At 55.1% G+C, this 25,322-nt stretch carries 20 protein-coding genes and 1 pseudogene; 11 read left to right on the top strand and 10 right to left on the bottom strand.

What is annotated here, in order from left to right; all coding sequences use genetic code 11:
• Positions 1 to 55 precede the first annotated feature (55 nt).
• The 3 genes and pseudogenes from ACR0I1_RS13870 to ACR0I1_RS13860 form a co-directional block, all read left to right on the top strand.
• Positions 56 to 1,510, top strand: coding sequence for a hypothetical protein (locus ACR0I1_RS13870; protein WP_170802029.1), 1,455 nt, complete (start codon positions 56 to 58; stop codon positions 1,508 to 1,510).
• Complete coding sequence (locus ACR0I1_RS13865; protein ID WP_480706918.1) at positions 1,507 to 2,748, top strand: DegT/DnrJ/EryC1/StrS family aminotransferase; 1,242 nt, start codon at positions 1,507 to 1,509, stop codon at positions 2,746 to 2,748. Before ACR0I1_RS13870 ends, ACR0I1_RS13865 begins: the two co-directional genes overlap by 4 nt.
• A 24-nt stretch (positions 2,749 to 2,772) precedes the next feature.
• Positions 2,773 to 2,906 (top strand): annotated as a pseudogene (locus ACR0I1_RS13860) (recombinase family protein); the annotation flags it as partial.
• A 673-nt stretch (positions 2,907 to 3,579) separates the two neighbouring features.
• Here the strand turns inward: ACR0I1_RS13860 and ACR0I1_RS13855 are convergent.
• The 8 genes from ACR0I1_RS13855 to ACR0I1_RS13820 form a co-directional block, all read right to left on the bottom strand.
• Positions 3,580 to 4,677: a M56 family metallopeptidase gene (locus ACR0I1_RS13855; protein WP_480706917.1), complete on the bottom strand. Its 1,098-nt coding sequence runs from the start codon at positions 4,675 to 4,677 to the stop codon at positions 3,580 to 3,582.
• Positions 4,664 to 5,059 (bottom strand): BlaI/MecI/CopY family transcriptional regulator, encoded by a 396-nt coding sequence (locus ACR0I1_RS13850; protein WP_008759241.1) that lies wholly within the window; start codon positions 5,057 to 5,059, stop codon positions 4,664 to 4,666. Before ACR0I1_RS13850 ends, ACR0I1_RS13855 begins: the two co-directional genes overlap by 14 nt.
• A 66-nt stretch (positions 5,060 to 5,125) precedes the next feature.
• Complete coding sequence (locus ACR0I1_RS13845; RefSeq protein ID WP_170636976.1) at positions 5,126 to 5,527, bottom strand: DUF2160 domain-containing protein; 402 nt, start codon at positions 5,525 to 5,527, stop codon at positions 5,126 to 5,128.
• An 8-nt stretch (positions 5,528 to 5,535) separates the two neighbouring features.
• Positions 5,536 to 6,333 carry a carbohydrate ABC transporter permease gene (locus ACR0I1_RS13840; RefSeq protein ID WP_058280831.1) on the bottom strand — a complete coding sequence of 266 codons (798 nt, stop codon included), beginning with the start codon at positions 6,331 to 6,333 and terminating at the stop codon, positions 5,536 to 5,538.
• Positions 6,330 to 7,193, bottom strand: a complete 864-nt coding sequence (locus ACR0I1_RS13835) for a carbohydrate ABC transporter permease (protein WP_170392846.1) — start codon at positions 7,191 to 7,193, stop codon at positions 6,330 to 6,332. Before ACR0I1_RS13835 ends, ACR0I1_RS13840 begins: the two co-directional genes overlap by 4 nt.
• On the bottom strand, positions 7,190 to 8,266 hold the full coding sequence (locus tag ACR0I1_RS13830) for an ABC transporter ATP-binding protein (protein WP_170401961.1): 1,077 nt from the start codon (positions 8,264 to 8,266) through the stop codon (positions 7,190 to 7,192). Before ACR0I1_RS13830 ends, ACR0I1_RS13835 begins: the two co-directional genes overlap by 4 nt.
• A 1-nt stretch (position 8,267) precedes the next feature.
• Entirely contained in the window at positions 8,268 to 9,317 is a 1,050-nt protein-coding gene (locus tag ACR0I1_RS13825; RefSeq protein ID WP_480706916.1) for an ABC transporter ATP-binding protein, read from the bottom strand.
• Between the two features lie 81 nt (positions 9,318 to 9,398).
• Positions 9,399 to 11,138: an ABC transporter substrate-binding protein gene (locus tag ACR0I1_RS13820; RefSeq protein ID WP_480706915.1), complete on the bottom strand. Its 1,740-nt coding sequence runs from the start codon at positions 11,136 to 11,138 to the stop codon at positions 9,399 to 9,401.
• Positions 11,139 to 12,448: 1,310 nt separating this feature from the next.
• Between ACR0I1_RS13820 and ACR0I1_RS13815 the strand changes: the two genes are divergently transcribed.
• Positions 12,449 to 15,361, top strand: coding sequence for a VWA domain-containing protein (locus tag ACR0I1_RS13815; protein ID WP_480706914.1), 2,913 nt, complete (start codon positions 12,449 to 12,451; stop codon positions 15,359 to 15,361).
• A 352-nt stretch (positions 15,362 to 15,713) separates the two neighbouring features.
• Here ACR0I1_RS13815 and ACR0I1_RS13810 read toward each other — a convergent pair whose 3' ends face one another.
• Positions 15,714 to 16,631, bottom strand: a complete 918-nt coding sequence (locus tag ACR0I1_RS13810) for a LysR family transcriptional regulator (RefSeq protein ID WP_480706988.1) — start codon at positions 16,629 to 16,631, stop codon at positions 15,714 to 15,716.
• A gap of 205 nt (positions 16,632 to 16,836) precedes the next feature.
• Between ACR0I1_RS13810 and ACR0I1_RS13805 the strand changes: the two genes are divergently transcribed.
• From ACR0I1_RS13805 to ACR0I1_RS13795, 3 genes are all read left to right on the top strand, one after another.
• Positions 16,837 to 17,826, top strand: a complete 990-nt coding sequence (locus ACR0I1_RS13805) for an alpha/beta hydrolase (protein ID WP_480706913.1) — start codon at positions 16,837 to 16,839, stop codon at positions 17,824 to 17,826.
• Positions 17,827 to 17,924: 98 nt separating this feature from the next.
• Positions 17,925 to 18,440, top strand: a complete 516-nt coding sequence (locus tag ACR0I1_RS13800) for a hypothetical protein (protein ID WP_480706912.1) — start codon at positions 17,925 to 17,927, stop codon at positions 18,438 to 18,440.
• Positions 18,441 to 18,455: 15 nt separating this feature from the next.
• Entirely contained in the window at positions 18,456 to 18,800 is a 345-nt protein-coding gene (locus tag ACR0I1_RS13795) for a hypothetical protein (protein WP_480706911.1), read from the top strand.
• A gap of 101 nt (positions 18,801 to 18,901) precedes the next feature.
• On the opposite strand, the gene ACR0I1_RS13790 is transcribed toward ACR0I1_RS13795, so the two are convergent.
• Entirely contained in the window at positions 18,902 to 19,276 is a 375-nt protein-coding gene (locus ACR0I1_RS13790; protein WP_170733036.1) for a hypothetical protein, read from the bottom strand.
• Positions 19,277 to 19,963: 687 nt separating this feature from the next.
• Here ACR0I1_RS13790 and ACR0I1_RS13785 point away from each other — a divergent pair.
• The 4 genes from ACR0I1_RS13785 to ACR0I1_RS13770 all read left to right on the top strand — a co-directional run bounded on the left by ACR0I1_RS13785 (position 19,964) and on the right by ACR0I1_RS13770 (position 25,036).
• On the top strand, positions 19,964 to 23,578 hold the full coding sequence (locus ACR0I1_RS13785; protein ID WP_480706910.1) for an autotransporter domain-containing protein: 3,615 nt from the start codon (positions 19,964 to 19,966) through the stop codon (positions 23,576 to 23,578).
• A gap of 411 nt (positions 23,579 to 23,989) precedes the next feature.
• Positions 23,990 to 24,349 carry a DUF3489 domain-containing protein gene (locus tag ACR0I1_RS13780; RefSeq protein WP_480706987.1) on the top strand — a complete coding sequence of 120 codons (360 nt, stop codon included), beginning with the start codon at positions 23,990 to 23,992 and terminating at the stop codon, positions 24,347 to 24,349.
• Positions 24,350 to 24,476: 127 nt separating this feature from the next.
• Positions 24,477 to 24,626: a DUF2924 domain-containing protein gene (locus ACR0I1_RS13775; protein WP_480706909.1), complete on the top strand. Its 150-nt coding sequence runs from the start codon at positions 24,477 to 24,479 to the stop codon at positions 24,624 to 24,626.
• Positions 24,626 to 25,036 carry a recombinase family protein gene (locus ACR0I1_RS13770; protein WP_480706908.1) on the top strand — a complete coding sequence of 137 codons (411 nt, stop codon included), beginning with the start codon at positions 24,626 to 24,628 and terminating at the stop codon, positions 25,034 to 25,036. Before ACR0I1_RS13775 ends, ACR0I1_RS13770 begins: the two co-directional genes overlap by 1 nt.
• The last annotated feature ends 286 nt before the right edge of the window (positions 25,037 to 25,322 follow it).

Raw genomic sequence — 25,322 nt, 5'->3', positions numbered from 1 at the left:
ATTGCCACGACTTCTGGCACTCTTTGACACAGACTCGCTTTCGCCAACGCTTGGTATGGGTGATCGAACTTATTGGGCGTGGAAACTCAAGGACTTTCCCAATGCCACACAACAAGGTGCGGTTAACGGGCTCGCGCGGCTTGTCTGCGCGGATCTCCTGCCGGATGGGATTAGCGCGAGATCGGTGATCGAACGGATCATACAGATCATCCACGGAGCGAATGAAGCTACCGATCGTAACGGATCACTATCTGAAGCGCTTCCAAATGAAGGGTCATTTTGCGTCACCGCTCTTGTTGCTGCGGACGTCCTGACTGCGCTGGATCTGCTCGGCGACCGACTGACGGCACAAGAGCAGCAAGCGGTCGAGGCCGTCGTGGCGCCGTGGATTGCATTTCTGCATCGCCAAGACGAGTTTCACGGGATCATATCAAACCATCTCGCCGTTGCGGTCCTTGCGCTGGTAATGTGGGAAGACCGCACAGGCGAAGACCAAAGCGTACGTGCGAAGGAGTTTATGAACCGAATTCTGCAGCATCGTTCGACCGAAGGCTGGTTCCGTGAGTATAATGGGGCTGATCCGGGCTATCAAAGTTGGCTTATGAGTGCGCTTGCCGAGGTGCATAAGCGGCGCCCTGATTGGGCACTTGGTGATGCGTTGGAACAAGGATGTACTTTTTTGATGCATTTTGCACATCCCGACGGGTCATACGGCGGAGTTTATGGCAGTCGTATGACCCGGTTCTGCTTTCCTGCCGGATTTGAGGCGCTTGCCCACGAAATGCCGTCAGCACACAGCATGGCGATTTTTGTTCGCAACTCGATCTCTCGTCATGCACTGGTTACGCTGGATACTATGGATGCCCATAATTTGGTTCCGCTATTCAATGATTACGTCTGGGCAGCTGTTGAGCGGCGCGCCAACAGCTGCCGCCCAACCCCCTTGGGCCTTCCCGCCACGCAAGCCGGCCTTCGGGTTCATTTTGAAGATGCTGGATTGTTGATCGACGTAGGGGAGACACACTACACCGTCATCGCCACAAAGAAAGGTGGCGCCTTGCTTCATTTCCAAAACGGCATAGCTGTCCGCGAAGACGAGGGCACAGTTTGTACCAAACGTGGGTCTGCGCCTTTGACTTCGCAATTCCTGGATCAGAATTCCGAACTTCAAGTTCTGGATACTACGGTGCAGATTTCATCAGATCTGCGGCCAGCACGTGCACAGTTACCAACTCCTTTCCGCTTTATCATTCTTCGAATACTGTCACTTACCTTTTTCCGCACTGTCGCATTGGGAAATACGATCAAAAAAGCGCTCGCTGCCTTCCTTGTCACCAAAGTGCCTAAGGCGAAGGGTAGAGTTACACGGTTGATAACCCTTGGTCACGATCTGAACCTGCAAGATACGGTTCAAGCACCTGCCGGTTACAAGCAAACCAAAGCCTCTAAATTCAGGGCGATACACATGGCCAGCCAAGGATATTGGCAAAGATCGGACGATACCCGATGATACCGCGTTTCAAGGCGGATTTTGGTGCCGCGGAGCTTCGTGCTGCATTCAGCCCATTACTTGGGCGTGAAAAGGAAATCGCAAAGTTCGAATTAGATTTTGCTGGGCTCTTTGACCAGCGGTATGCCATTGCAATGCCTTATGGGCGCACTGGCCTGATCATGCTGCTGAAAGCGTTTGGTTTTGAAGGAGACGAAGTGCTGTGCCCATCTTACACCTGCCTTGTCGTTCCCGAAGCGATCGAAAAAAGTGGCAACCAAACTGTATTCGTCGATTGCTCGGCTGCTGACTACAACGTGGATTTTGATCTGCTGGAAGAAGCAGTCGGCCCACGTACAAGCGCCTTTGTCGCAACCTCGATTTTTGGACATCCCATAAATGCTAAGAAACTAGCGTCATTTCGTGCGCGTCATCCGCAGATCAAAGTAATCCAGGACTGCGCCCACAGCTTTGCAGCCGAGTGGGACGGGGAATCGGTGGTAGCAATGGGTGATGCGGCCTTCTTCGGACTCAACATATCCAAGACGATGTCCTCGATCTTTGGTGGCATGGTTACAACAAACGACGTGGCGCTTGCCGAACGCCTGCGAGTGCTTTGTGGCGAGCAGATACGCGCCCCGGGAGTAAAGAAAAACCTTGCACGCAGAGCTTATGTGCTGGCGGCTTGGACCGCATTCACCCGTCCGGTATATGGTGCAGTAAACTGGCTTGAGCGTATTGGCGCCTTAAGTAAGTTCACAACCTACTATTCTGAAGAAACCGTTATGATGCCTTCAGACTATCTCGACGGGATGACAGCTATAGAAGCGCGGGTCGGGCAACTGCAATGCGGCAAGTACAAAGACATTGTCGCGCATCGGCGTGCGGTCGCGAAGATATATTTTGACGCATTGTCTGCGACTGAAGCAGAGGATTTTATCCTGCCACCCAACCTTGCTGGCGCCAGTTACTCGCATTTTGCCGTTCGGACCAAATTCGCACCCGTCCTCATTGAGGACTTGCGTAAGAATGGTGTCCAATTGGGGCATCTCATCGAATATCATTGCCCTGATCACCAAGCATTTAATGCAAGGCGCTGCATCGGCCCACGTCATGCTGCAGAATGGCCAGGAACCATGATTAATTTGCCATTGCAGCGTGATCTCAAGCCAGCTGAGGCGTTAGAAATCGCAGAATTGATCACGGGTAGTTTGCTGAGATTACGTGCGGAAGCCCCGAGAACCTGCGTGTTAAAGTAAGTTCGATCCAGAAGTTCTTGAAGATTCAATAAAGCAACCAGCATGGGACGATTGACGCTGAGCGTCTTGCTCGCTTTGCGCAGTTTGTACGAGAGGTGACCGCAGAGCGCATTCGAGACAAGATTGCTGCTTCCAAACGCAATGAGTTGTGGATGGGTTGAGATGCAGCCTGCGGATACCTCGCAGATGGAAGATCGCTGCTAAAGATGGATGAAAAAGAGGCAGAAAGGCACTTCTGATGATGGCATTCCATCCGTGATTTGTGCAGTCAGGGCTGATAGAAGGCGAACTTTATTGGAACAGCGCTGAGAAGTTCGCGGGTTTCTGAGTAGAAGCTGCTTCGCATCCCAAGGGTTCAGCCCCGACAGGCAAATCAAATCATCGAATGTTTCCGGCGCAACTGCGGGCGCGGTTGTCCACGATCAATTGGGACAACGAAGGTTTACAACACACTCACTATGCTGAATGACAAAGTACGCTGGCAGATCGTCTTCGGGGCGTTTCAATGGCTCACATAGCGGATAAGAAGGCGTGGTAAGGGCTCTCTGCCAAACTTGGAACGTTCACAGCACCGAAGTATAACCAGACCTTCATTTAGAAATGGCGATGCTGTGTTGTAGCAGGTTGGAATGGCATAAATTGCTATCGAATCGTTCTCGGTCGATCAAAATCGAGCAACGCGGACGCCAGCGCTAAAGCCGCTGACAGCGATACCTTAAAACCAGACTTATTGAAAATCAGCAGCACTTTAGCGCAGAATCTGCGACTAACTTGCTAGCAGTAACCGCAAGTGTAACCCCCCAGCCCGCATTGGACATAAACTACCGCCAGTTAATTCCCCTGATTACGAGCTTCCAGCCGTTCAAGGTTTACAACCGTCGAAAGCATAAGACGATCATGGCTCCAATCCTGAGTTTGACGAACCGAGGCCGAACCAATTGCAAGCACAACAACAAGGGAAAGCGTCGACCCAAGGAAAATGGCCGACAACTGGGTCGTCGTCACTGGTGCATCGGTCAGGGCGATCACACGCTGTCGCAGAACGCGCTTTGCTTTCGGCCCGTTAACCAAGGCCACATGAAGAATGCGAGGGCTTTTTAGCTTAACCGATCGTGTGCAGTATTCCAGTAAACAGGCGGTATAGTCGGTCGCGTCAATCCCTTTACGCGAGACGACAGACTGATCGCAGGCCAATTCGCGAAGCCGGTCAAACTGATGCTTGATAGCCAGATAGGCCGGGTTCCAAAACAGCAACGGGCGCAAAAGCTCGAAACCCAGTTCCCATTCCACGTCCAATGCGCGGATGTGCTGAAACTCGTGCGCCAGAGCAAAGCGCAGATCGCGTGGCGAGTTCAGTAGATGGCTGGGCAAAACAACGTGGCGGCGACGAAGGCCGCGTACTGCAAAGGGTACGGTCACGCGATCCGAAAGACGAATGTCCACTTTGGCCGATTGTCGCCATAGAAAGCTGGAGCTTACAGCGTTGCGAATTGCAAGCGCGTTGAGGGCAACCCGAATTGCCAGAACAGCCGCCACCAAAACCAGTGTAATCAACGCACAAGTCACAAAAACAGAGCCGCCTGACATGACATGATCAACCCAGCGTTCGCGCGTGTTCAGAAGGGTTTCGAACTGCGCAGCCGGCATTGCGATTTCGCCGCGCAAATAGGCTGCCACTGCGATATCCCCCAGCGCAACAACCCGTCCGGGCCATACCTGAGCAACAAAACCCGAAACACCCATCGCCAGAACCGGGCTGAGCATAACGCCGATGCAGAGTATCTTGAGCGAACGAAGCTGAGCAACAAAGCCGTACCGCATGGGCGTCAGCGCAAGGCCTCCGCGCACGGCCAGCCAGATCAGCGCCGACAATCCAAGCACTATGTTGAACTCGAGAAACGCATCGAGAACCGGTTTAACCGCTGTCATTTTGCAGTCTCCTCTCTACCAGTGCTCGAATCTCCTCTAGATCATCTTCTGTCAGCCCCTCATCATCGACCAGCCTTGCCACCAGAGTTGCGGGCGTGTCGTCAAACAGGGTCCGGGACAAATTCTGCAACGACCGCGACTGATACCTGTCCTTCTCCAGAAGGGGTCTGTAGATCAGCGACTTGCCGTTCTTCTCGCTTTCGACAAAGCCCTTTTCATCAAGAATACGCAAAATTGTGGCTCCGGAAGTGTAGGCCAGATTGCGATCAGGTGGCAGGCGATCAAGGACTTCACGGACCGAGCCCTGACCAAGCGCCCAGAGTTCGTTCATGAACTCAAGTTCCACGTCGGTCAGAAGATTTGTTGTCTTTTTCTTTCGCATCGATCTCGGTGTCGCCATTATTTAGTATGCCTGACAGACAAGCATCCTTTCGCTGTTTCTCAAAGCTTAAACTTTCCAGAAGACGAAGACGCCCCAACCGATGGACAGGAAAAGAGGCGTCCATACAGGTTGGCCTACCAGCCCAAGCCAGGCCAGGAAGATATAGGTCGAGCCGAGCAGTGTTATGAACAACCGATCGCCCAACGTGGTTGTCAGACCAAGTACACCGCGACGTTCAAGGCCGTCGCGGAACTTGAACCCTTCCAATAGTCCAATTAGTGCGATGGCCGCGAAGATACCCACGAATACCGCCAACGTCGCCGGGGTCCAGGCCATCCAGAAATCAGGCCAAAGAGGGGCGATCCACGAGAATCCCTTTTCCTCTTGCTGGCCAACATTGCCCCATCCGGCTTGCTGGGCGAATGCCATCGAAGGCAGGAAGGGGAGGGTGAGAAGAAGTCTACGCATATCGAACCTCACACACGGCCCATCGCGAAACCGCGCGCGATGTAGTTGCGGACAAACCAGATGACAATGGCACCAGGGATAATGGTCAGTGTTCCGGCTGCTGCCAGCAGACCCAACTCATACCCCGCGCTGGAGGCGGTGCGGGTCATCACGGCGGCGATGGGCTTGGCCTCGACCGCGGTGAGGGTCTTGGCCAGCAACATCTCGACCCATGAAAACATGAAGCAGAAGAAGGCCGCGACGCCGACACCCGCTTTGATGTTGGGCAGGAAGATCGTCACGAAGAAGCGCGGGAAAGAATAGCCGTCGACATAGGCTGTCTCATCCAATTCTTTCGGGATGCCGCGCATGAAGCCTTCGAGAATCCAGACCGCCAGCGGCACGTTGAACAGCGTGTGCGCGAGCGCCACGGCCAGATAGGTGTCGAACAGGTGGATTGACGAATAGAGCTGGAAGAAGGGCAGCGCGAACACCGCCGCTGGCGCCATCCGGTTGGTCAGCAGCCAGAAGAATAACTGCTTGTCGCCCAGAAACCGATAGCGCGAGAACGCATAGGCCGCTGGCAGCGCTACACAGACCGACAGCACCGTGTTGATCGTCACGTAGATTATCGAGTTGATATAGCCCCAATACCACGTCGGATCGGTGAAGATGGTAATGTAGTTCTCCAGCGTGAAGGTCTGGGGGAACAGGGAAAAGCCCGACAGGATCTCGTTCGTGGTCTTGAAGGACATCGCCACCAGCCAATAGATCGGCAGCATCAGGAACGCGATATAGAGGATCGGGATAAGGGACCGCTTTTTCATTGCGCGTCATCCTTTGTCATCAGAGTGTAGAAGACCCAGCTGACCAGCAGCGTGATGGCGAAGTAGATCAGGCTCATCGCGGCCGCAGGGCCAAGGTCGAACTGTCCCAGCGCGATCTTCACAAGGTCGATCGACAGTAAGGTGGTTGAGTTGCCGGGACCGCCGCCCGTCAGAACGAAAGGCTCGGTATAGATGTTGAAACTGTCCATAAACCGCAGCAGAACGGCGATGGTTAGGACGGTTTTCATCTTGGGCAGCTGAATATAACGGAATACTGACCAAGGGCTCGCTCCGTCGATCTTAGCAGCCTGATAATAGGCATCCGGGATCGACACGAGGCCGGCATAGCACAGCAGCACGACCAATGAGGTCCAGTGCCAGACATCCATCACGATGACCGTGATCCAGGCCGACAAAGGTTGCTGCGTCATGTCATAGTTGATGCCCAGGACGTCATTCAGGAAGTACCCCAGCAAGCCGATCTTGGGCAGAGTAAAGATATTCCACATCGAGCCGACCACGTTCCACGGGATCAGCATCGGCAGGGCCATCAGGACCAGACAGACCGGCACCCAGAACCCTTTGCGCGGCATGGAAAGCGCCACGATGATACCAAGCGGCACCTCGATCAGCAGGATCAGAAAGGTGAACAGGAACTGCCGTCCCAGAGCTGCCTGAAACCGGTCGGAACGCAGGATCTGTTCGAACCAGCCCAGTCCTTCCCAGAAGAACTGGTTGTTACCGAAGGTCTCCTGCACCGAATAGTTGACCACCGTCATCATCGGCACCAGCGCATTAAACGCGACCAGCGCCAGCACCGGCAGGACAAAGAACCATGCTTTTTGGTTTTCCGTTCTCATTGCGTCCGCTCCTCGGTTGCGATCCAGCCGTCGCGGTAGACGCGAGATTGTTCGGGTTTGAATTGCAGGTACACATGTGAGCCAGGGTTGGGCGCATTGTGTTCTGCTACGGCTTTCACCGGCGTATCACCGACCATGGCACTGACCACATAGTGTCGCCCGATATCTGCGACCTTGGTGACATGGGCAGGGATGCCGGTTTCGCCAAAGCTTATATATTCAGGCCGGATACCCAGATCGGTGCGGCCTCCGTCACCGTGGGTCTGGCCTTCCAGCATCACTTCATGGCCTTCGAACAGGGCCCGATCGCCCTTCGCTTCGCATGGCAGCACATTCATGCCGGGTGAGCCGATGAAATGGCCGACAAATGTGTGCTGAGGGCGTTCGAACAGTTCCACAGGGGTGCCGATCTGCACGACTTCGCCTTCCTGCATCACGACTACTTCGTCCGCGAAGGTCAGCGCCTCGGTCTGGTCGTGCGTGACGTAGATCATCGTGGCTTTGACGCGCTGGTGCAGCTCTTTCAGCTTGGACCGCAGTTTCCATTTCAGATGTGGGTCGATAACAGTCAGCGGCTCATCGAACATCACCGCGTTCACGTCGTCGCGCACCAACCCACGACCCATCGAGATTTTCTGTTTGTTGTCCGGGCTCAGACCTGAGGCCCGGGTATTCAACATATCCGTAACATCCAGCATCTCTGCAATCTCATCGACGCGACGTTTGATCGTTGCAGGGTCGACTCCCCGGTTTTTCAACGGGAAGGCCAGATTTTCGCCCACAGTCATCGTGTCGTAGATCACCGGGAATTGGAACACCTGCGCAATGTTGCGTTGATCTGGGGGCAAGGCAGTAACGTTCTGACCATCGAACAGAATTTGTCCCTCGGAAGGCGTCAGCAACCCCGAGATGATGTTCAGCAGCGTTGACTTGCCGCATCCTGATGGTCCCAGCAGCGCATAGGCCCCGCCGTCGCGCCAGGTGACGTCGATTTCCTTCAGGGCGTAATCCTGTGGCCCCTTGGGATTGGGGAAATAGCTGTGTCGCAGGTTTGCAAGCTTGATCTGTGCCATGTCAGGCTATCCTTTTGCCGTCTTGGCCGAAATACCGGCAATGGGCCGGGTTCATGTAGAAGCTGTGGTCTTCACCCACCTGATAGGGATGGACACCCGAGGCCAGGGATACCCACGCCTCATCCCCATGTTGGAAGTGCGCGCTGGAATCCGAGCCCGAAAGCTCGGTCACGATGACACGCCCGGTCAGCTCCACGTCGGCGTCGGAAGAGCGGAACGGGGTCACCCGGTGCGGACGCACGGCGACCAAGTAGTCACCATCGGCTATATCGGTGACTTTCCAGCCACCACCGCCGACCAATTGCGCCTGCGCTTCAGACACAGTGATGCGCGCCACATTGATGGGCGGGTCAGAGAACACACGAGCTGCAGAGATGTTCTCGGGGTTGCGATAGATATCTGAGGTGGGGCCAAATTGGGTGACGCGCCCGTTCTCCATCAAGGCGGTGTAGCCGCCAAGCATCAACGCCTCTTCCGGTTCCGACGTAGCATAGACGACCACTGCCCCGCGCCCAGCGAACAGGTCGGGCAATTGTTCACGCAGTTCTTCACGCAGCTTGTAATCTAGGTTGGCCAGTGGTTCGTCAAGAAACACCGCGCGGCTTTCCTTTGCAATCGCGCGGGCCAGTGCTGTACGCTGCTGTTGGCCGCCTGACAACTCATGCGGACGGCGCTGCAGCATTGGGCGTAACTGCAGCAAGTCGGCGGCCTCTTCGACACGGCCTTCGATTTCGGATTTTGCCATCCCCGCCACGCGTAAGGGCGAGGCGATGTTGTCGAAAACGGTCATATGCGGGTAGTTCACGAAGAACTGGTGTACCAAACTGATCTGCCGCTTTTGCGTGTTCAGCTTGGTGACGTCCTGCCCGTCCATCAGAACTTTGCCCGAGGCGATCGGGTCCAGCCCGGCCATCATCTTGATCAGCGAGGTTTTGCCCGACCCCGTAGCGCCCAACAGCACATTGAAATGGCCAGTCTTGAGCGTCAGGTTCGTAGGCTTGATATGGATGACATTGCCAACCCGTTTGGTGGCGTCTTTAAGTTCGATCATGTCCGTGGGTTCCGGTCCTTCAGTGCGTCGCACTGGCCTTGGGGTGGGGATGCCGCACACGGCACCCCCGGTTTCGTTTGCTTACTGAGACTGCCAGCGCTGAACCAGTTCGTCATAGTTGACGGTCTGGCCCTGCGGCTTTTCGTTCTCAAGCTTGGCCTTGGGCGAGCCCGGCTTTTCCAACCAGAAGGCGGCATCCTGCGGCTCGTTCAGACGCGGGCCACAGCCACCGTAGACACCGGCGCTTTCGTCAGCGGCCTGCATCCGGGCCATAGTGATGTCCATCTCTTCTGCCAGACGGTCCATCGCCTCTTGCGGGGTGAAGGCGCCCGAGTTCACGTCACCGATCTGCTGCCACCAGATCTGGGCCAGCTTCGGATAGTCCGGCACGTTGATGCCGGTCGGTGACCATGCCACACGGTCGGGTGAGCGGTAGAACTCGACCAGACCACCCAGCTTGGGTGCGCGCTCGGTGAACGACTCGTGGTTGACCGAGCTGTCGCGGATGAAGGTTAGGCCCACATGGGATTTCTTCACGTCGACAGTCTTGGACGTCACGAATTGGGCATAGAGCCAAGCCGCCTGAGCACGATCCGCAGGCGTCGACTTCAGGAAGGTCCACGACCCCACGTCCTGATAACCAACCTTCTGGCCTTCTTCCCAATAGGGGCCGTGCGGGCTGGGCGCCATCCGCCACAGCGGCGTGCCTTCGTCATCCACGGTGTTGTTGCCTTCGGATTTCGGCTTCACCATGTCTGCGGTGAAGGCGGTGTACCAGAAGATCTGCTGAGCCACGTTGCCTTGGCTAAGCGCTGGCAACGACTGGTAGAAGTCATACGACGCCGCACCCGGAGGCGCATAAGCCCGCAGCCATTCATCCCACTTGCGGATCGCATAGACCGCAGCCGGGCCGTTCGCAGCACCACCACGCGAAACGGATGCGCCAACAGGGTTACAAGTGCCCGCTTCCATGCGGATGCCCCATTCGTCGACGGGAACGCCGTTCGGTTCACCCACGTCACCGGCGCCGGCCATCGACAGCCAGGCGTCAGTCATGCGCCAGCCGAGGTCAGGCGCGCGCTTACCATAATCCATGTGGCCATAGATCGTGGTGCCATCGACTTCTTTTACGTCATTGGTGAAAAACTCGGCGATGTCTTCGTAGGCCGACCAGTTGACCGGAACGCCTAGATCATAGCCGTATTTCTCTTTGAACGCGGCCTTGTTGGCTTCGTCATCGAACCAGTCCTTGCGGAACCAATATAGGTTCGCAAACTGCTGGTCAGGCAATTGATACAGCTTGCCATCAGGGCCGGTGGTGAACTGAATGCCCATGAAGTCATCCAGATCCAGCGTTGGCGAGGTTGTCGCCGCCCAATCACCTTCCATCATATCGGTCAGCGGATAGGCCAACTGCAGGCGCGAATGTGTCCCGATCAGGTCGCTGTCGTTGACATAGCCATCATACAGGTTCCGTCCGGTTTGCAGCTGAGTCTGAACAGCCTGAACCACTTCACCTTCGCCGAGAATCTGGTGATTGACCTTGATCCCGGTTATTTCCTCGAACGCCTTGGTCAGAACTTCGGATTCATAGGAATGCGTCGGGATACCCTCGGACAGGACATTGATTTCCATTCCCGAGTACGGTTGTGCAGCATCGATGAACCACTTCATTTCGGACAACTGTTCGCCCTTCGACAAGGTCGATGGCTGGAATTCGTCGTCGATCCAACGTTGTGCTGCGGCTTCGTCGGCCCAAGCAGGACCATGCCCCGCAATGACGGCCGCTGCCGCCACGGCGGAAAGTAGATGTCTCCGCATCTGTCTCCTCCCAAAGATTATGTGATCCGGTGCAGACCGGATGGCAAACAGCATCGGTTATATTCGGCGCTGCTGTCAAACTAAAATTTTAGTAATAAGAGTTATCAAATTTAAGTATCTGATAAATAATAATAATCCCTGATTGCGGCGTGTTGGAAGTAGAAGATACGTTCAAACAAATGGTGTCCGTAGGTGCTGAAAGCATCGCGAAACACCCAATTCTGAAGTGAGCTTAGCGCTTGCTGTTCCAATGCAAATTGGGTGGAACCCAACGCTGAACCAACCATAGCAGCGCTATACCGGATGCACCGGAAAGGCGTGGAAATGAAACTGCATCTTGGCGATGAGCCGCCCCAGATTGATCAAATACCTGTTCACAGTGTCATCAAAGTGCGTCAGTGGCTGGTGATGATCGTCGATGGCTAACGTTTTCTAAGATTGCAGAAGAAAAAGGCACCTCCAAACGCCGGGTGCGGCATCGTCGACGCCGTCATTGTCAGTCATCACAAACGCCTCGCTTAAAGGCAGGATGGCCAGACCTTCGATCTTGTTCAGAACTACCTCTCGTCGAGGCCAAGTCGGGCAGCATGTCGAGGATCTCTTGCTTGCTGACAACGGGCAGGGGACCGTCCAGCGGGGCCGAAGTTAATTCCGACAGCGGGATGCGGCAAATCTTCCTGGTCACTGTACTGTGATCGTGCTGGTAGTCGCGCTTGATCAAATAGACTTAATCGTCAACCTGCGCGTAGCTCAGCTCTTGCTCAGTCATACAAAGGTGGATAACACCTTTCGGTTTCTTGGAGTTGAGCCCGAGGAAGCCTTAGCCGTAGTGGAGGCAATTGAAATCTGACGCCTCTGGGTCGCCCTTACAGACGGCCCAAACCTGCCATTGAACGCAGCACTCTCGTTACAGTGCGGAATTTCATAAAGCTGACATAGGTCAAACGTTTGATTGAATCGTCAATGGAAAAGCTCATTGAGCAGTTGGGTAGTTTGACAGCGACAGTTAGGACTTGGTTTGAATTCTGCTCACCTGTAGCGAGGCGAGATCGGATTAGGCGGTAAGCCGCCTCGAAAAAGGCCTGAAAAGCATAATAGTAAATGATTGTGCTGCTGCCTCCGTTGAGCGAATAAGTATCATCTGGTACTATGCCCCATTGTTTTATTTTTTTTGACCGCAGCTGCGCGGGTGAAGTGAAGCTGATTTTCGAAGGTGTATGTCATTTCAAATGCACCGGGCCATCTGTGGATTTTGAGTATCAGAGACTTCTTCAGTCCTGCCGCGGCGGCGAAAGCTGACGGAGGACAATATGACTCATGACCTTGGCCGCGTTGTGCCTGTATCCCAGATCGTAACGGATGCATCCCCCCTCAATCTTGTGCTTGATCCAAGCCCGATCGGCAGTCCGCGGTTTGCAATGCTGCATTTCGACAATGTCTCGCTCTCTGGCGGCGCCCGGCTCGAGGTGAACCTTGGCTATACGACGGATGTATTCTCGTCCGGCGCGCCCAGCGATTTCTGGACACGCCCTGCCGATGCGGCGACGGCTCCGATCGAAATCAGGATCGTCGGTGGCAGCGGTTCGGCGCGCCTGTTGGAATACGGCAGCGGCGAACCGACCCAAACAGCCAATCCGCCGGGAACCTTCACCGGCAGCCTGTCGAACCCCGATCCGTTTCTACACACAAATCCCTACGATGAACCGATCTATGAGACGCGGCTGATGTGCACGCCCGGGTTCGCCTGGCAGAATGCCGACTGCGCACCGCCTGCGGGCATTTCCCCAGCCATCAAAGCGCAGGTCGAGAACGCCAGCGGCATCATTTTCTTGGTGCACGCTGGGCATGTCAGCAGTTGCTCGGGCACGTTGATCGTCGGCGATCTTTTTCTGACCTCGCGCCATTGCCTGACCGACGCCAGCGGCGAGGACGTTCGTAGCGCATCGGTGACTTTCGATTATGCGCCCAATTGCGACGGCTCGCGTCCAGGCGGCCATGCTCCGCGTTTCTTCAAGGTTATCGAAGAGGTGGCGTCCGGCACCGCACCGGGCCCTTCGACGGTCAACTCCGATTGGGTCGTCGTACGGCTCGACGCTGCACCCGGCAGCTTACCCGCGCCAATCCCCATCAGGACCAGCAACCTGATGGCCGGCGAAACGCTGTTGTCGATGCACCACCCAGGCGGCTCGGTGAAGAAAACACAGTCGGTTGTCTATGATGGCGACACCTCGACCATCAACGGGTTCGATTTCGCCGGCGGCAGTTCGGGCTCGGGTCTGTTCGACGCCGCCGGGCAACTTGTCGGCGGGCCGCTCAGCCAGGGGCCTATACCGGGTCCGTGCAATGTGAGGTTTACACCGGTCGCGGGCATTATCAATACACTCGAGAACCCGTCGCCGCCTCCGAACCCGCTCGATGTCATGCTGGTCTTCGACAAATCCGGCAGCATGAACAGCAACGCGCCGCCAGCAGGCCGCTCGAAACTGGAAGAGGCACAGGATGCGGCCAGCCTCTTTGTGCAATTGGTGCAAAACGGCGGTGGTAACCGGCTTGGACTGGTGACTTTTAACCATAGCCCTAACCTGGAACTCGGCCCCACAGCGACGGCCGCTGCCAAGAACACACTCGTCGGCAACACTCCACCGTTTGACGAGGGGCTGGTCGGAGACATCGCCGCAGGCGGCAACACCTCGATCGGTGGTGGCCTCAGCGAAGCGCTGTCGGCGATGTCCGGCACCAGCAACGATAGGACGATCCTGCTGCTGTCCGACGGTTTGCAGAACACCGATCCAATGGTCGAGGCGGTTGAGGGCAGTTTGGGAGACACCCGCCTGTGCATCATCGGGTTCGGCTCCGATGCACAGATTGACGGCTCGCTTCTGGGTCGTTTGGCCGCCGAACATGGCGGACAATTCACCCGGGCTGTCGACGGTCTGGCGCTACGCAAATTCTTCGGCGTCTGCTTCGGCGACATCTTCCAGAGCGGTGCTCTGAACGACCCCGAACACGTGTTGCGTGCCAGTCAGACCGTTTCCACGCCGCACACTTTCAAAGTCTGCGGCGAAGAGGAAATCACCGTGGCCATCGGCTGGGACGAGGTTTCGACGCCGCTGCGGCTGCACGTGAAAACACCAAAAGGCAAGTCCGTCGGTGGCAAAGGCTTCACCGAAGTGCGAGGTCGCACCTGGGCATTCATCCGCATTCCGCTGCCGTTCCGTGGCGAACGCGACGGTACCTGGAGCTTCACCGTAGACCGGGTGCCAACCGGGGGCGAATTCCCGCCGCCACCAACCGACGTCCAGTATTTCTCGCTGGTCGTGTGCGAAGGTGGGCCAAAGATGCGCTACCTTGGAAACCAGCAGCGCATTTATACCGGCGACCGGATCGATCCGCTGGTCGGTTTGCACTACCCGAACGGAACCGTGCCCCACGGGACAACTGTGCACGTGACGGCGACCTCTCCCACCCGCTCGCTTGGGGCCTTGGTCCAAGAGCGCGGCATCTCCAAACCGGTCATCACCGGTGACGCGCTCGGTGGATTCCGCGCAACGTTGCAAACCATCGAACGCGAGGAAGGCGCACTGCCGGTTGTTGCCGACAGCATGACATTCGCACTCCACGACGATGGGGCACATGACGATGGTGCCATGGCCCCGGACGGCGTCTTCAACTTGCCGCTGAAGGACTTTTCGGTTGTCGAAGGCACCTATGATTTCCGCGCGACGGCCCGCTATGGCGACGATTGCCAGTCCACCCGCGAGGTCATGTGGTCGGTCCATGTCGAGATAGGCATCGACCCCGAGAAGACCGATGTAGTGATTGAAGGTTCCGATGGCAAAGGCACGCTGGTCCTGACGCCGCGTGACAAATACGGCAATCCCCTCGGACCCGGACGTCCGGGCAGTTTCGAGGTTCACCCCATTCCGGGTGTCTCGATCGACGGGCGCGTCAAGGACAGGGGCAACGGCAGCTATGGTGTCGACATCTCTTGGGACGCAGACATCGATCGCCCCGGCATCGTGGTGCAGCAACCCGACCGGGCCCCTGGCGTCTATCAGCCGCCCGCAGGTGCGGTGCCTTGCGACGACAATGAAGACAAGGATTGCTTCGACAAGGCCGAGAAACTGCTGGATTGCATCGGCTTGCCCGACTCCGATGTACGCAAGATCCGCATCAAAAGCGTCTGCGTCGAGTTCTTGATCGACAATGACAAAGAGTGCTAGGTCTAGCGCCTAAAGGTCAATCTCCGAAGCAGAGTAACATCCGCATGATCCGGGGTGCTTGGCGAGGCAAGGTGGGCCCATTGCTGCCGTTTGACCCTGGTCACCTTCTCGCGGTGCGGACCGTCAAAGCTGTCGTTCGCTGCAATCGCGAAGCTGGAAAGTAGACGATGGTCTGGGGAACGGCTCTGAGCGGAGATGTAACTTTAACGGACGATGTTGCAGCTTAACCCAACAGACCTGCCATCTATGGATTGTGGTTTCGTCAGGACCCAAGGGCGGGTGCTGATTTGGATGGCCTTTGTGTACTTCGAAGATCTCAAGTGCAAACTATCATCCCAGCTCGAACATCTGATCAGTCGGACTTGGCGATCTCCAATGCTTGTTCCCTTAGCCAATTGATCGCTGGATTGAAGCGGCTGCGCTCGTGGCGGACAAGAAAATAAGGGAAGCCACAACTCGGCCGAAACGGAGCTGAACAAAGAGAGGTCAATTTCTGGACTTGCTTTGCCAGCCGCTTGGGGACAGCTGCAACTGCATCCGTCTGTCCTACCAAAAAAGGTAATGTGGTGAAGTAAGGCTGCTGGAACACAGCATTCGAACCATCTCCCTTTTCTCTCATGATCGTATCGGGTTTCAGACCCGAAGTGCCCGGAAAACTGAACTCGATTAACCGGTAAGCTGAAACGTCTTGCGGAGTAAGTGCCCGTTTTGATGACGCATGTTCTTCAAGCGGATGGCCTTGTCGGAACAGGATTTCGTAGGTTTCATCAAATAGCTTCTGAACAAGTAAATCGTTCCTGGCATCCAAATCCGCGTATAGCAGCAGATCAATTGCTCCTTTTTCCAAATCGGTAAAGCTTCGCGGCACCAGTGGCGAGACATCGAACCTTATTGCTGGTGCGGTAACGGCAAAGACCTCCATCATGGGTCCCAGGACAGCCGCAACGCCGTAATCTGTCGAAGCGATGCGGTAGCAATAGTTGGACTGTGCTGGATCAAAGGCGGAAGGCTGGAAGACGTCAGCTATCGCTGACAGGGCAGCATCGACCGGTTCATTCAAGCCCAGAGCATGATCCGTTAATTGGTATCCGGACTGCGTTCGGATCAGCACCGGATCTCCAATAAGGTCGCGTACCCGGGCGAGTATTCGACTGGCGGCGGGCTGGCTGATCCCCAGATGTATTGCCGTGCGTGTCACGCTGCTTGTGCGAAGCAGGAGCTGTAGGAACCGTAGAGTCCTAACATCCAGAGAAGTTAAAATGTCATTCATTTTTTGCATGCTCATCATGCTATTTGCGTCATCCCAATTATGCCCTTCGCGAGTTAACTGACAAGTGAAGCCTAACCGGGCGCCCCCCAAGATCGGGGCGCTCGATCCAAGATCGTTTGGTTGTCGAGACCATCAAACTGTATACGAAAGGGCAGCAGCAGTGATTACACGACGCATGTTCAACTCAATCGCGATTGCAACATCCTTGAGCGGAGCTTTCGCCGCCCGCGCTAGTACAGCGGAGGCATCCGGTGACCTAGAGCAATCGGCATTTGGCTCTTATGATGTTGAAACGGTGTCCTTTGACAGCTCTGGGGAAACCCTTGTTGGAAAGTTGTTGAGACCTGCTTCGGAAGGACTTCACCCGGCAGTTGTGATCATCGGCCCTGTTGCATTCGTCAAGGAACAGTCACCGGTGCAATATGCAACCCGCCTGGCATCGCGCGGGCTGGCCGTTCTGATATTCGATCCACGCTATCACGGAGAAAGCTCGGGCACACCCCGACGCTACGAGTCTGGTGAAGCCAAGGTTGAAGACTGCCAAGCCGCCCTCGGTTTTCTCGCAAACCAAGAAGGCATCGACGCAAACCGGCTTCATCTTCTCGGGATCTGTCAGGGTGTCAACTGGGCGATTGAAACAGCGGTGACAGACGGTCGCGTGGCCTCTCTCGGGGTTGTCGCGGGCCACTATCTAACTGAGGAAACCGCCAGAATGTACCTTGGCAGTGATGCCGAGGTTGAAGCACGCATAGATCGCGCGGCCAAAGCAGCCACCGAATTCGAAAAAACGGGGGAAGCAAGCTACATCCCGATCGTCGGCTCTGAGGATGCCCTTCTGACCGCAACTGCCATCGCAGACTGGTACCTACCATGGGATAACAGGGCCCCTTGGCTGACATTCAAAGGGGGTTGGGAAAACCGCATCACCGCGATGAGCGAAGCTGGCATTTGGGGCTGGCGGATCGACGAAACAGCCCCTCAACTGAACCTGCCTGTATTGATGATCCATGGCGACAGAGCGGCAAGCGGTCAGGTCATTCCCCGCCGCATTTTTGAAGAAATCGCGTCAGAAAAGAAGACGCTGTATTGGATCGACGGCGCCAACCAGCTTCAGTTTTACGAAGACCCGTTGATCATTGATGCCGCCGTCAATGCTCTGGCTCCGCACTTTCTTGCCTCCAATCGAACCCTTTGATGCAAACCGCTCGGTTCATTGACGCCGCCCCGGAACAATCATTGCCGAAAAAACGGGCGGCAACATCAAGGCACAGATACACCGGAGAAATATTTGAGATGAGAGTTCTTTCGCTATTGTTCACTTGCACCACGTCCTTACCTGTTGTCGCCGAACCGGAGCTGCCGCCCTTTACCGAAGCCGTTTTGCCGATGGGAAATGATGTCTATACCGTATCGATTGGACCGGGTGGGCCAGATGAAGAGTTCAGCTCAGACGCCACTAACGGCGGGCTCTACAAGCTCACTCCTGATGGCGCGACCGAAGAAATCAAACTCTCGGATGGGCAAGGTCTGCGCAACCCAACAGGGATGGTGCGTTCCGGCAACCAGATTGTCATTGTGGATGGCAATGAGGTCATTTCTACCGCTTCGGATGGCACGGTAAACTGGCGTCAGGCTCTCGATGACGATGGTGTTTTTCTCTACGATATCGAAGCCCTCGACGACGACACCCTTCTTGTGAGTGATTTTGGGCGCGGCGCATTCCTATCGGTCGCAGCCCAAACCGGACAAATTCAACCTCACCTCGGCGATTTGCGCATCAGTGGTCTCGCCCGCTTTGCAATCGCATAGACAGGTATTTACGCTGTGTCCTGGGGCAGCGACGACGCCTGGGACAGCGCTTTGTATTGGGTTCCGCATTCAGGCAACGGAGATACTGCTGTAGCTGTTTCAACCGGCTTTGGTAACTTGGAATCCGTTGAAGTCGTGAACGGCACAATTGTTGTCGGGGGTTACCGGGGTCACGAGAAGTACCCGAATGCGAGGCTCTTGCGCGTTGAAACTGATGGGTCCGTAGATCCGCTGAGCGTCGGGTCTCATTCGCGTGGGATTTCCGATATACTCTTCGATGGGTGGTCGATTTGGCTGACCTATTTCTATGACGCATCCTATGCGGAGTTGCCGTCTCAGGCGATACAGAACTTTGACTAAAAGACGCGCGTACTCTCGCTTCTGTGGTGTGGGGCTTCCGCCTGTACCATATGCTCCGAGAGCTATTTTACGGCCCTAGTCCCGGTTCCCAGAAGGCATATTTAGTCGCTGTCTTCAGTGAAATCCTCAGGCTTTAGTACCATGATTTCAAGGTATCTAGCGTTCGAAATTGGATCAATCCGATTGGCCTCTTCGCTAACGAATTCCACCCAAGCAGTTGTGTGATCATTAGTTTCGTGGCCCCTTAACTTCAGCACGTCTTGGACCAATTGGCACAATATCCTCGCATCTTCGAGGTCGCGGGCATGGCCAAGCAGCATGCTGCGTTTCGCTTTCTCAAATTTTTTGTTCCTAACACGGAGCGCTTCAAGCCTTGCCGACTCGGCTTCTTTCGTTCTTCGCTCATGGTCTTGTTTGCGTTCAATTAACCACTCATGCTGGCGCTCGGCATGTTCCCGGTGAATGGTCTCGGCCAATACAACCAATTCGATTGCAAGCTCGGTAAGACGCGTTTCAAGTTTGACGTCCGGCTCATCCGCCCAAGATAACCGGACATCTTGCCCACGAAAGTGGTTTGGAACGATCAGAGTTATTAGTTCTTTAGCTGGCCTGTGGCCACCGGGGTTCCGATAGTAGTTGCTCTGCCTCAAATCCGCCGTCGCGAGAAGCTAAAGTGGTACATGCCGTTGATGAATGGAAATTGAGATTTCGATGGTCTCTTCTCCCTTAATTCTCGGTTCGCCACCGCATTTTGCGACGCCCAGGAAAGCCGCAGCAAGCCCCTATCTCGCCAAAGATCTAACCACGCTGACGGCCCGTTGCAGACATTCGACGTATATCCGAAGTTCTGCGCTAAGAGCGCTCAGCAGAAATTTGAGTGGGCACGAGTTCTAAACCCGTTTGGCATTCATGCAGACAGATGGAGGTTATTTGAATAATTCTATCATTCCACCGGATCCAAGTAGGGAGCTGCCGCTGGCCGGTTTTTTCAGAGCATGCATGTGATCAAATTGCATCATACAAAAGACCAGTCAGAAATTCGTTAATATATCGTTAATCGGAACATCAAAAAGCCATCTTTTTTTTGCTGCTAACAAATACGCGGAGGTTTTCGCGCAAAAAAGTTGCGGTGGTTTCCAGACCACTCTTAAGGGGTGAACAAGATGTTACGAGTAAGCGGTTTGAACCGCAAAGCGCGCCGTCGTACAGCGGCACTTTCCAAAGCGCAGACGAGCAAATACCATCAAGGAAAATCCGCTGCATATCGCGCTTTCGCTGCTCCAGTTGCTGCCGGTGCGATAGGTTTGGGTGCATCGATTGGAGTGGCAACTCCTTCGATCGCGCAAACGGTTGTTCCTCCATCAAACGGTCCGTGCAGTGTTGCGGGTGACCTCGCCACCTGTACGGGAGATGTTTCAACGGGTGTTCAGGCAAACGGGCCAGCAATCGAAACGCTCAATATCAATAACGTGACTGCTCCGGGAATTGCACCGGGCGGTGGAACAGACGGAGTGGCTTTCAGCACACCAACAGGTAACGTAACCCTTAACATCCAGACGAATGGAACTGACGGCATTGTCACGACGGGGAACGGCGCGGATGGGATTGTTGTGGATGCGGACGGCGACGGGGATGTTTCGATCACATCGACGGGCGAAATTGCAACCGACGGACGTCGATCCTTTGGCATTCGATCCGATCTTGAGGGTGACGGTGCCATTTCGGTTAACTCGACCGGCAATATCACGACATCTGGACGCAGCAGAAGCGCCGGTATCGGCGCTACGCAACAAGGTGGTGATGGCGATGTGTCAGTGGTTTCAGCGGGTCGTATAAGCACATCGGGCAGCCGTTCAGACGGAATCTACGCCAATCAGGACGGTGGAGACGGCACGGTATCGGTCAACTCAGCGGGCGATATCAGCACAATTCGAAATCGATCAACAGGCATCACCGCTCTTCAGAGTGGCGGCGAAGGGGATGTCTCGGTGGTGTCGAATGGCAATATCTCAACGGCTGGAAACAACTCTGGCGGTATACTTGGACAGCAACGCGATGACGATGGCGATGTCGCGATCCAATCAACCGGAAACATCACAACAGAAGGAAACAACGCGAACGCCGTCTTGGCGCGTCAAAATGGCGGCGATGGGGATATCACAGTTGAATCCGAGGGCAACCTCTCGACTTCTGGAAATAACGCCCGCGGGATCTTTGCACGGCAAGACGACGGTGACGGCGATATCACGATCCGCTCGACCGGAAATATCACGACAGAAGGAAACAACGCTGACGGCATCTTTGCCCGCCAAAGGGGCGGAGACGGAGATATCAGCGTCACTTCGTCGGGCAATATTTCGTCCGCAAGGGACGGCATCCGCGCGCTTCTGACCAATGATGGCGACATTACAATTTCGAACCGGGGCGATGTCAGCGGCGCAGAAGCGGGCGACGGTATCAACGCCACGGTGAATGGCGCTGGTGATGTCGTCGTCGACAGCATCGGGGATATTACTGGCAGAGAATACGGGATTTACGGCGTAGCAAATGGAACAGGCAACGTAACGGTCAATTCTAACGGCAACATTTCTGCTGAAGAAGAACATGCGATCTTTGCTGACGCGGAGGACGGGAATGTGACCGTCAATGTGACGGGCGACGTCCAATCCCTCGATAGCGATGCAATTGATGTGGAAACCGGCAGCCCCGGAGGCGTGATTGACGTCACTGTGGTGGGCAACATCACCGGCGATGCGATCGGCATTGACGCTGATGCCGAGGATTCCGGTGATATCAACATTCAGGTCACAGGTGATATCCGCGCCGGTTCGGATGACGGCATCGAAGCCGAAGTTGATGGTGACGGCGACATCTCGATCACGATGAACGGTGATATCGAAGCAAGCGAACACGGGATCCGCAGCTTTGTTGCTGGCGACGGAAACATCTCGGTTGAAGCGTCGGGTGAAATTGCGGCGGAAAATATTGATGGCATTAACGCTGAAATAGACGGAAACGGCGATGTTACTATTTCGGCATCCGGTACCATCGATGCCGAAGTTGATGGAATCTTCGCCCATGTGACCGAGAACGGCAACATAAGCATTACAAACGCTGCATCCATAACCGCCAGAAACGACGAGGGAATAGACGCCGAAATCTTCGGAGATGGCGATGTCTTCATTAGAAACTCTGGGCGGATAACCTCTCGCGAAGACGATGCGATCGAAGTGGATGTCGAGGGAAGCGGCGATGTCAGCATTGTGAACTCTGCCCGGCTTACCGCCGATTCCGACGCGATCGATATCGAACTAAACGGTGACGGCGATGCCCGTGTGACCAACAGCGGGGCGTTGCGTTCGCTGGACAATAACGGGATCGAAGTGGACGTGGACGGAGCCGGTTCAATCACCATTGTGAACACCGGAAATATTGATGCGTTCGAATACGGTATCGAGATCGAAGATCGCGACAACAACGCCGCTGCAATAATCACAAACTCCGCCCGCATCACCGGTCGAGAAGGCTTTTCCATCGTATATGGCGGCGACGGGAACGACACGTTGAATCTCGAGCCCGGCTCGATTCTGAACGGATCGGTCGATTTCGGCAATGGCAACGATGGCATGGGGGGCACGAATCCGAATGACATTGACACGTTGAACTTTGCGCGCGGGATGAATTCGGTAGTAAATTTTGCTGATGCATCGGGTGACGATAATGACCTCGCATCCGCCCCCGAAGTCGTCAATTTTGAAGGGGCCGGCGTTGTGGCCAACAATGGCCTCACTGCGGTTTCGGTGGATACGACGGGATTCGCGGCCCAAGGTACCTTTATCAGCGATCTCACCGACGCGGTGTTCAATACGATTGACACCGCCAGCCCCTATGCGTCCGGCTCGTCCGGTGGCCAGGTTAGCAGAAACCTGGGTCCTTTCGGGTATGTTGAACAGGATAACGGCCCATATGTCTGGGGTTCAGCCTTCGGAGGAGATCGCGATGTTGAAGAAGACGGTTCAAATCTTGGATTCAGCCATCGTATGTACGGTTTCGTAGTTGGTGCCGAGACGAATGAATTCATCGATAACAGCGATTTTGGTGTTCTTGTCGGATATGACGACAGCCATGTCTCGCTGGATCAAGACGCAGGAGATACCGATATCACGTCATATTTTGGGGGCGTCTACCTCGCAAGGGACTACGGACGATACAGCCTCAACGCAGCGCTTCTTGCTGGCGTAACCGACAATGAAGCGACCCGAAACGTTGATGGCGGCGAAGCGAAAGGCGATTTTGACGGCACGTTCGTTTCGCCATCGCTCTCGATCTCGGCACCCATCAACGCCTTGCCAATTCCTGCCTTCTTCAGTGCACGCGCAAGCTATGTCTTTCTGAAACTTGATGAATATTCCGAAACAGGAACCGCGTATCCGCTGACTGTCGAAGATCGGAACGTTTCGCTGTTCAACACGCGGGCTCAATTGAACTTGCCCCGCCTCTACGAGGCCGCAAATGGATCGAGTACCTACCTGAACTGGGCCGTTGGAGTAGATGCAACTTTTGATGCAGGATCCGACGATGTGGACGCAATCGTAGCAGCGACACCCTTTTCTTTCGTAGCTTCAACAGAAGATGCAGCTGCAGGGTTTCTTGGCTTTACGCTTGAACATACCTCTGCAGATGGAAACCGATCGATAGGCTTCAGCGGCGAGTTTCAATCAACCTTTGGTGGTGGATCCAGTGTTGTCGGAGAACTCACGGCTTCCATAAGGTTCTAAACCAACGAATTGCCGTATTGTTTGGTCAAATGTTGGTTCTTAACAGCCTCTTCAAACTGACTGCCTTAACATGGGAGCGTCTGTTTAGTTTCGTCACGCACGTCCAAGCCATCTACGCCTACGAAATCACAGGGGCTTTTTTGTATTTTCGAATCTAGCCGTAGGCGTCGACCGCGAAGGTCGGATTTCGCCTCCGCTACCGGATAGGTTTGCAACCGCAGAGAATGTCAGCTTCCCGCCCATTTTAATGTTAACAACTGGACTTTAGGCTGTTCGCAAGCGGTACTAACGACGGTCAAGACTCGCCCGAGGTGCCCGGGCTCCGCTCTGTTCAGGGCGCGGACTTAGCCTGTGCCCAAAGAGTGGAGAATAAAATGTCAAATGCATCCAACCTGGAAATAAAATCACCACCTGCCAAAAAGCCCGGAGCAGCCGACGCGTCAACAAAGTCTACAGATACTGCTGTCCCTTAAGGCCGGTGCAACGATTGTGCAGATTCAAAACGTCTTTGGCTGGCAGCCGCATTCTGCGCTCGCAGCGATTTCGATGATGCGCAAGGCGGGACATACCGTTGAGCGATCAGGGTCTGAAAAAAGTACTGTCTATCGGATTGTGAAGGAGGCGTCAGCATTACGGATGCAAGCTTCAAATTTTGCGACCTTACGCACGTACTCGCTGACATCGAAAATCTGGACCGCTCTAGCTGCCTTGATCAGTGGCAGAAAATGTTCGGTCGGCCGCCGCCGAAGTAACTGTCCCCGCAGTTCATGAAGCCGGTGTTGATTTGGGAACACAGATACAAGAACTAGGCGGGTTGTCTGTAAAGACAGAACTCCGACTGTAACAAATCGCGTTGGGAAAAGCGCTGCCACCTAGTCTGAAACCAGGATCACATCTGGTGCGGGAGTGGAACGGACGCACCTATCAGATTGAAGTAATCGCGGGCGGATTCTTCTTGGACGGCAAAACGTGGCGCTCCCTGTCGGCCATCGCAAAGCACACCACCGGACCGCACTGGTCAGGCCCGCGCTTCTTCGGGGATCAGTAATGCGACGTATCCGCTGCGCCATCTACACTCGAAAAAGTTCGGAGGAGAGGCTAGTGCAGGATTTCAATTCGCTGGATACCCAGCGGGAAGCCTGCGAAGCATACATTGCGAGCCAGAAACACGAGGGCTGGGAATTGTTGCCGGATCATTATGATGATGGCGGTATCTCGGGCGGTCATCTTGACCGCCCTGCTCTGCAGCGGTTGATGCAGGCTGTAGATGATAATCACGTAGATCAGATTGTTGTTTGCAAGGTCGACCGGTTGACACGATCGCTGACTCACTTGGCAAAGCTGATCGACCATCTCGACGCAGCCGACGTATCGTTTGTGTCCGTTACCCAGTCCTTTATTATGTCCACAGCATGGGGCGCCTTACACTCAACGTGTTGCTCGGTTTCGCTCAGTTGAACGTGAAATTACCTGTGAACTTATCAGGGACAAAATAGCGGCCTCTAAACACAAGGGCCTACGGATGGGCGGGAATGTTCCGTTTGGATATCAGGCGGACAGCCTGACGCTTAGAGTCGACGAAGAGGAATAGGCAACAAATAGGGCGCTCCACGATCTCTATCTGGAGCATCAGACCATTTTTTATTTCAAAGAGCGGGCGGAGGCACTGGAGCTCCGGTGCCGGCGCCCGGAACGCCCGGGTGGGCGCGCGACGGGCGGGACTTTCTTCGTATCCATCATCATC

It is taken from the genome of Ruegeria sp. B11 (assembly GCF_056539785.1).
Note: the sequence above shows the minus strand (reverse complement) of the source record. Positions and strands in the feature narration are given on the sequence as shown.

Bases quoted from the DNA above. Each gene is read 5' to 3' on its own strand.
- ACR0I1_RS13870 (WP_170802029.1), top strand. From the start codon at position 56: ATGGGTGATCGAACTTATTGGGCGTGGAAACTCAAGGACTTTCCCAAT.
- ACR0I1_RS13865 (WP_480706918.1), top strand. From the start codon at position 1,507: ATGATACCGCGTTTCAAGGCGGATTTTGGTGCCGCGGAGCTTCGTGCT.
- ACR0I1_RS13855 (WP_480706917.1), bottom strand. From the start codon at position 4,677: ATGACAGCGGTTAAACCGGTTCTCGATGCGTTTCTCGAGTTCAACATA.
- ACR0I1_RS13850 (WP_008759241.1), bottom strand. From the start codon at position 5,059: ATGCGAAAGAAAAAGACAACAAATCTTCTGACCGACGTGGAACTTGAG.
- ACR0I1_RS13845 (WP_170636976.1), bottom strand. From the start codon at position 5,527: ATGCGTAGACTTCTTCTCACCCTCCCCTTCCTGCCTTCGATGGCATTC.
- ACR0I1_RS13840 (WP_058280831.1), bottom strand. From the start codon at position 6,333: ATGAAAAAGCGGTCCCTTATCCCGATCCTCTATATCGCGTTCCTGATG.
- ACR0I1_RS13835 (WP_170392846.1), bottom strand. From the start codon at position 7,193: ATGAGAACGGAAAACCAAAAAGCATGGTTCTTTGTCCTGCCGGTGCTG.
- ACR0I1_RS13830 (WP_170401961.1), bottom strand. From the start codon at position 8,266: ATGGCACAGATCAAGCTTGCAAACCTGCGACACAGCTATTTCCCCAAT.
- ACR0I1_RS13825 (WP_480706916.1), bottom strand. From the start codon at position 9,317: ATGATCGAACTTAAAGACGCCACCAAACGGGTTGGCAATGTCATCCAT.
- ACR0I1_RS13820 (WP_480706915.1), bottom strand. From the start codon at position 11,138: ATGCGGAGACATCTACTTTCCGCCGTGGCGGCAGCGGCCGTCATTGCG.
- ACR0I1_RS13815 (WP_480706914.1), top strand. From the start codon at position 12,449: ATGACTCATGACCTTGGCCGCGTTGTGCCTGTATCCCAGATCGTAACG.
- ACR0I1_RS13810 (WP_480706988.1), bottom strand. From the start codon at position 16,631: ATGAATGACATTTTAACTTCTCTGGATGTTAGGACTCTACGGTTCCTA.
- ACR0I1_RS13800 (WP_480706912.1), top strand. From the start codon at position 17,925: ATGAGAGTTCTTTCGCTATTGTTCACTTGCACCACGTCCTTACCTGTT.
- ACR0I1_RS13785 (WP_480706910.1), top strand. From the start codon at position 19,964: ATGTTACGAGTAAGCGGTTTGAACCGCAAAGCGCGCCGTCGTACAGCG.
- ACR0I1_RS13770 (WP_480706908.1), top strand. From the start codon at position 24,626: ATGCGACGTATCCGCTGCGCCATCTACACTCGAAAAAGTTCGGAGGAG.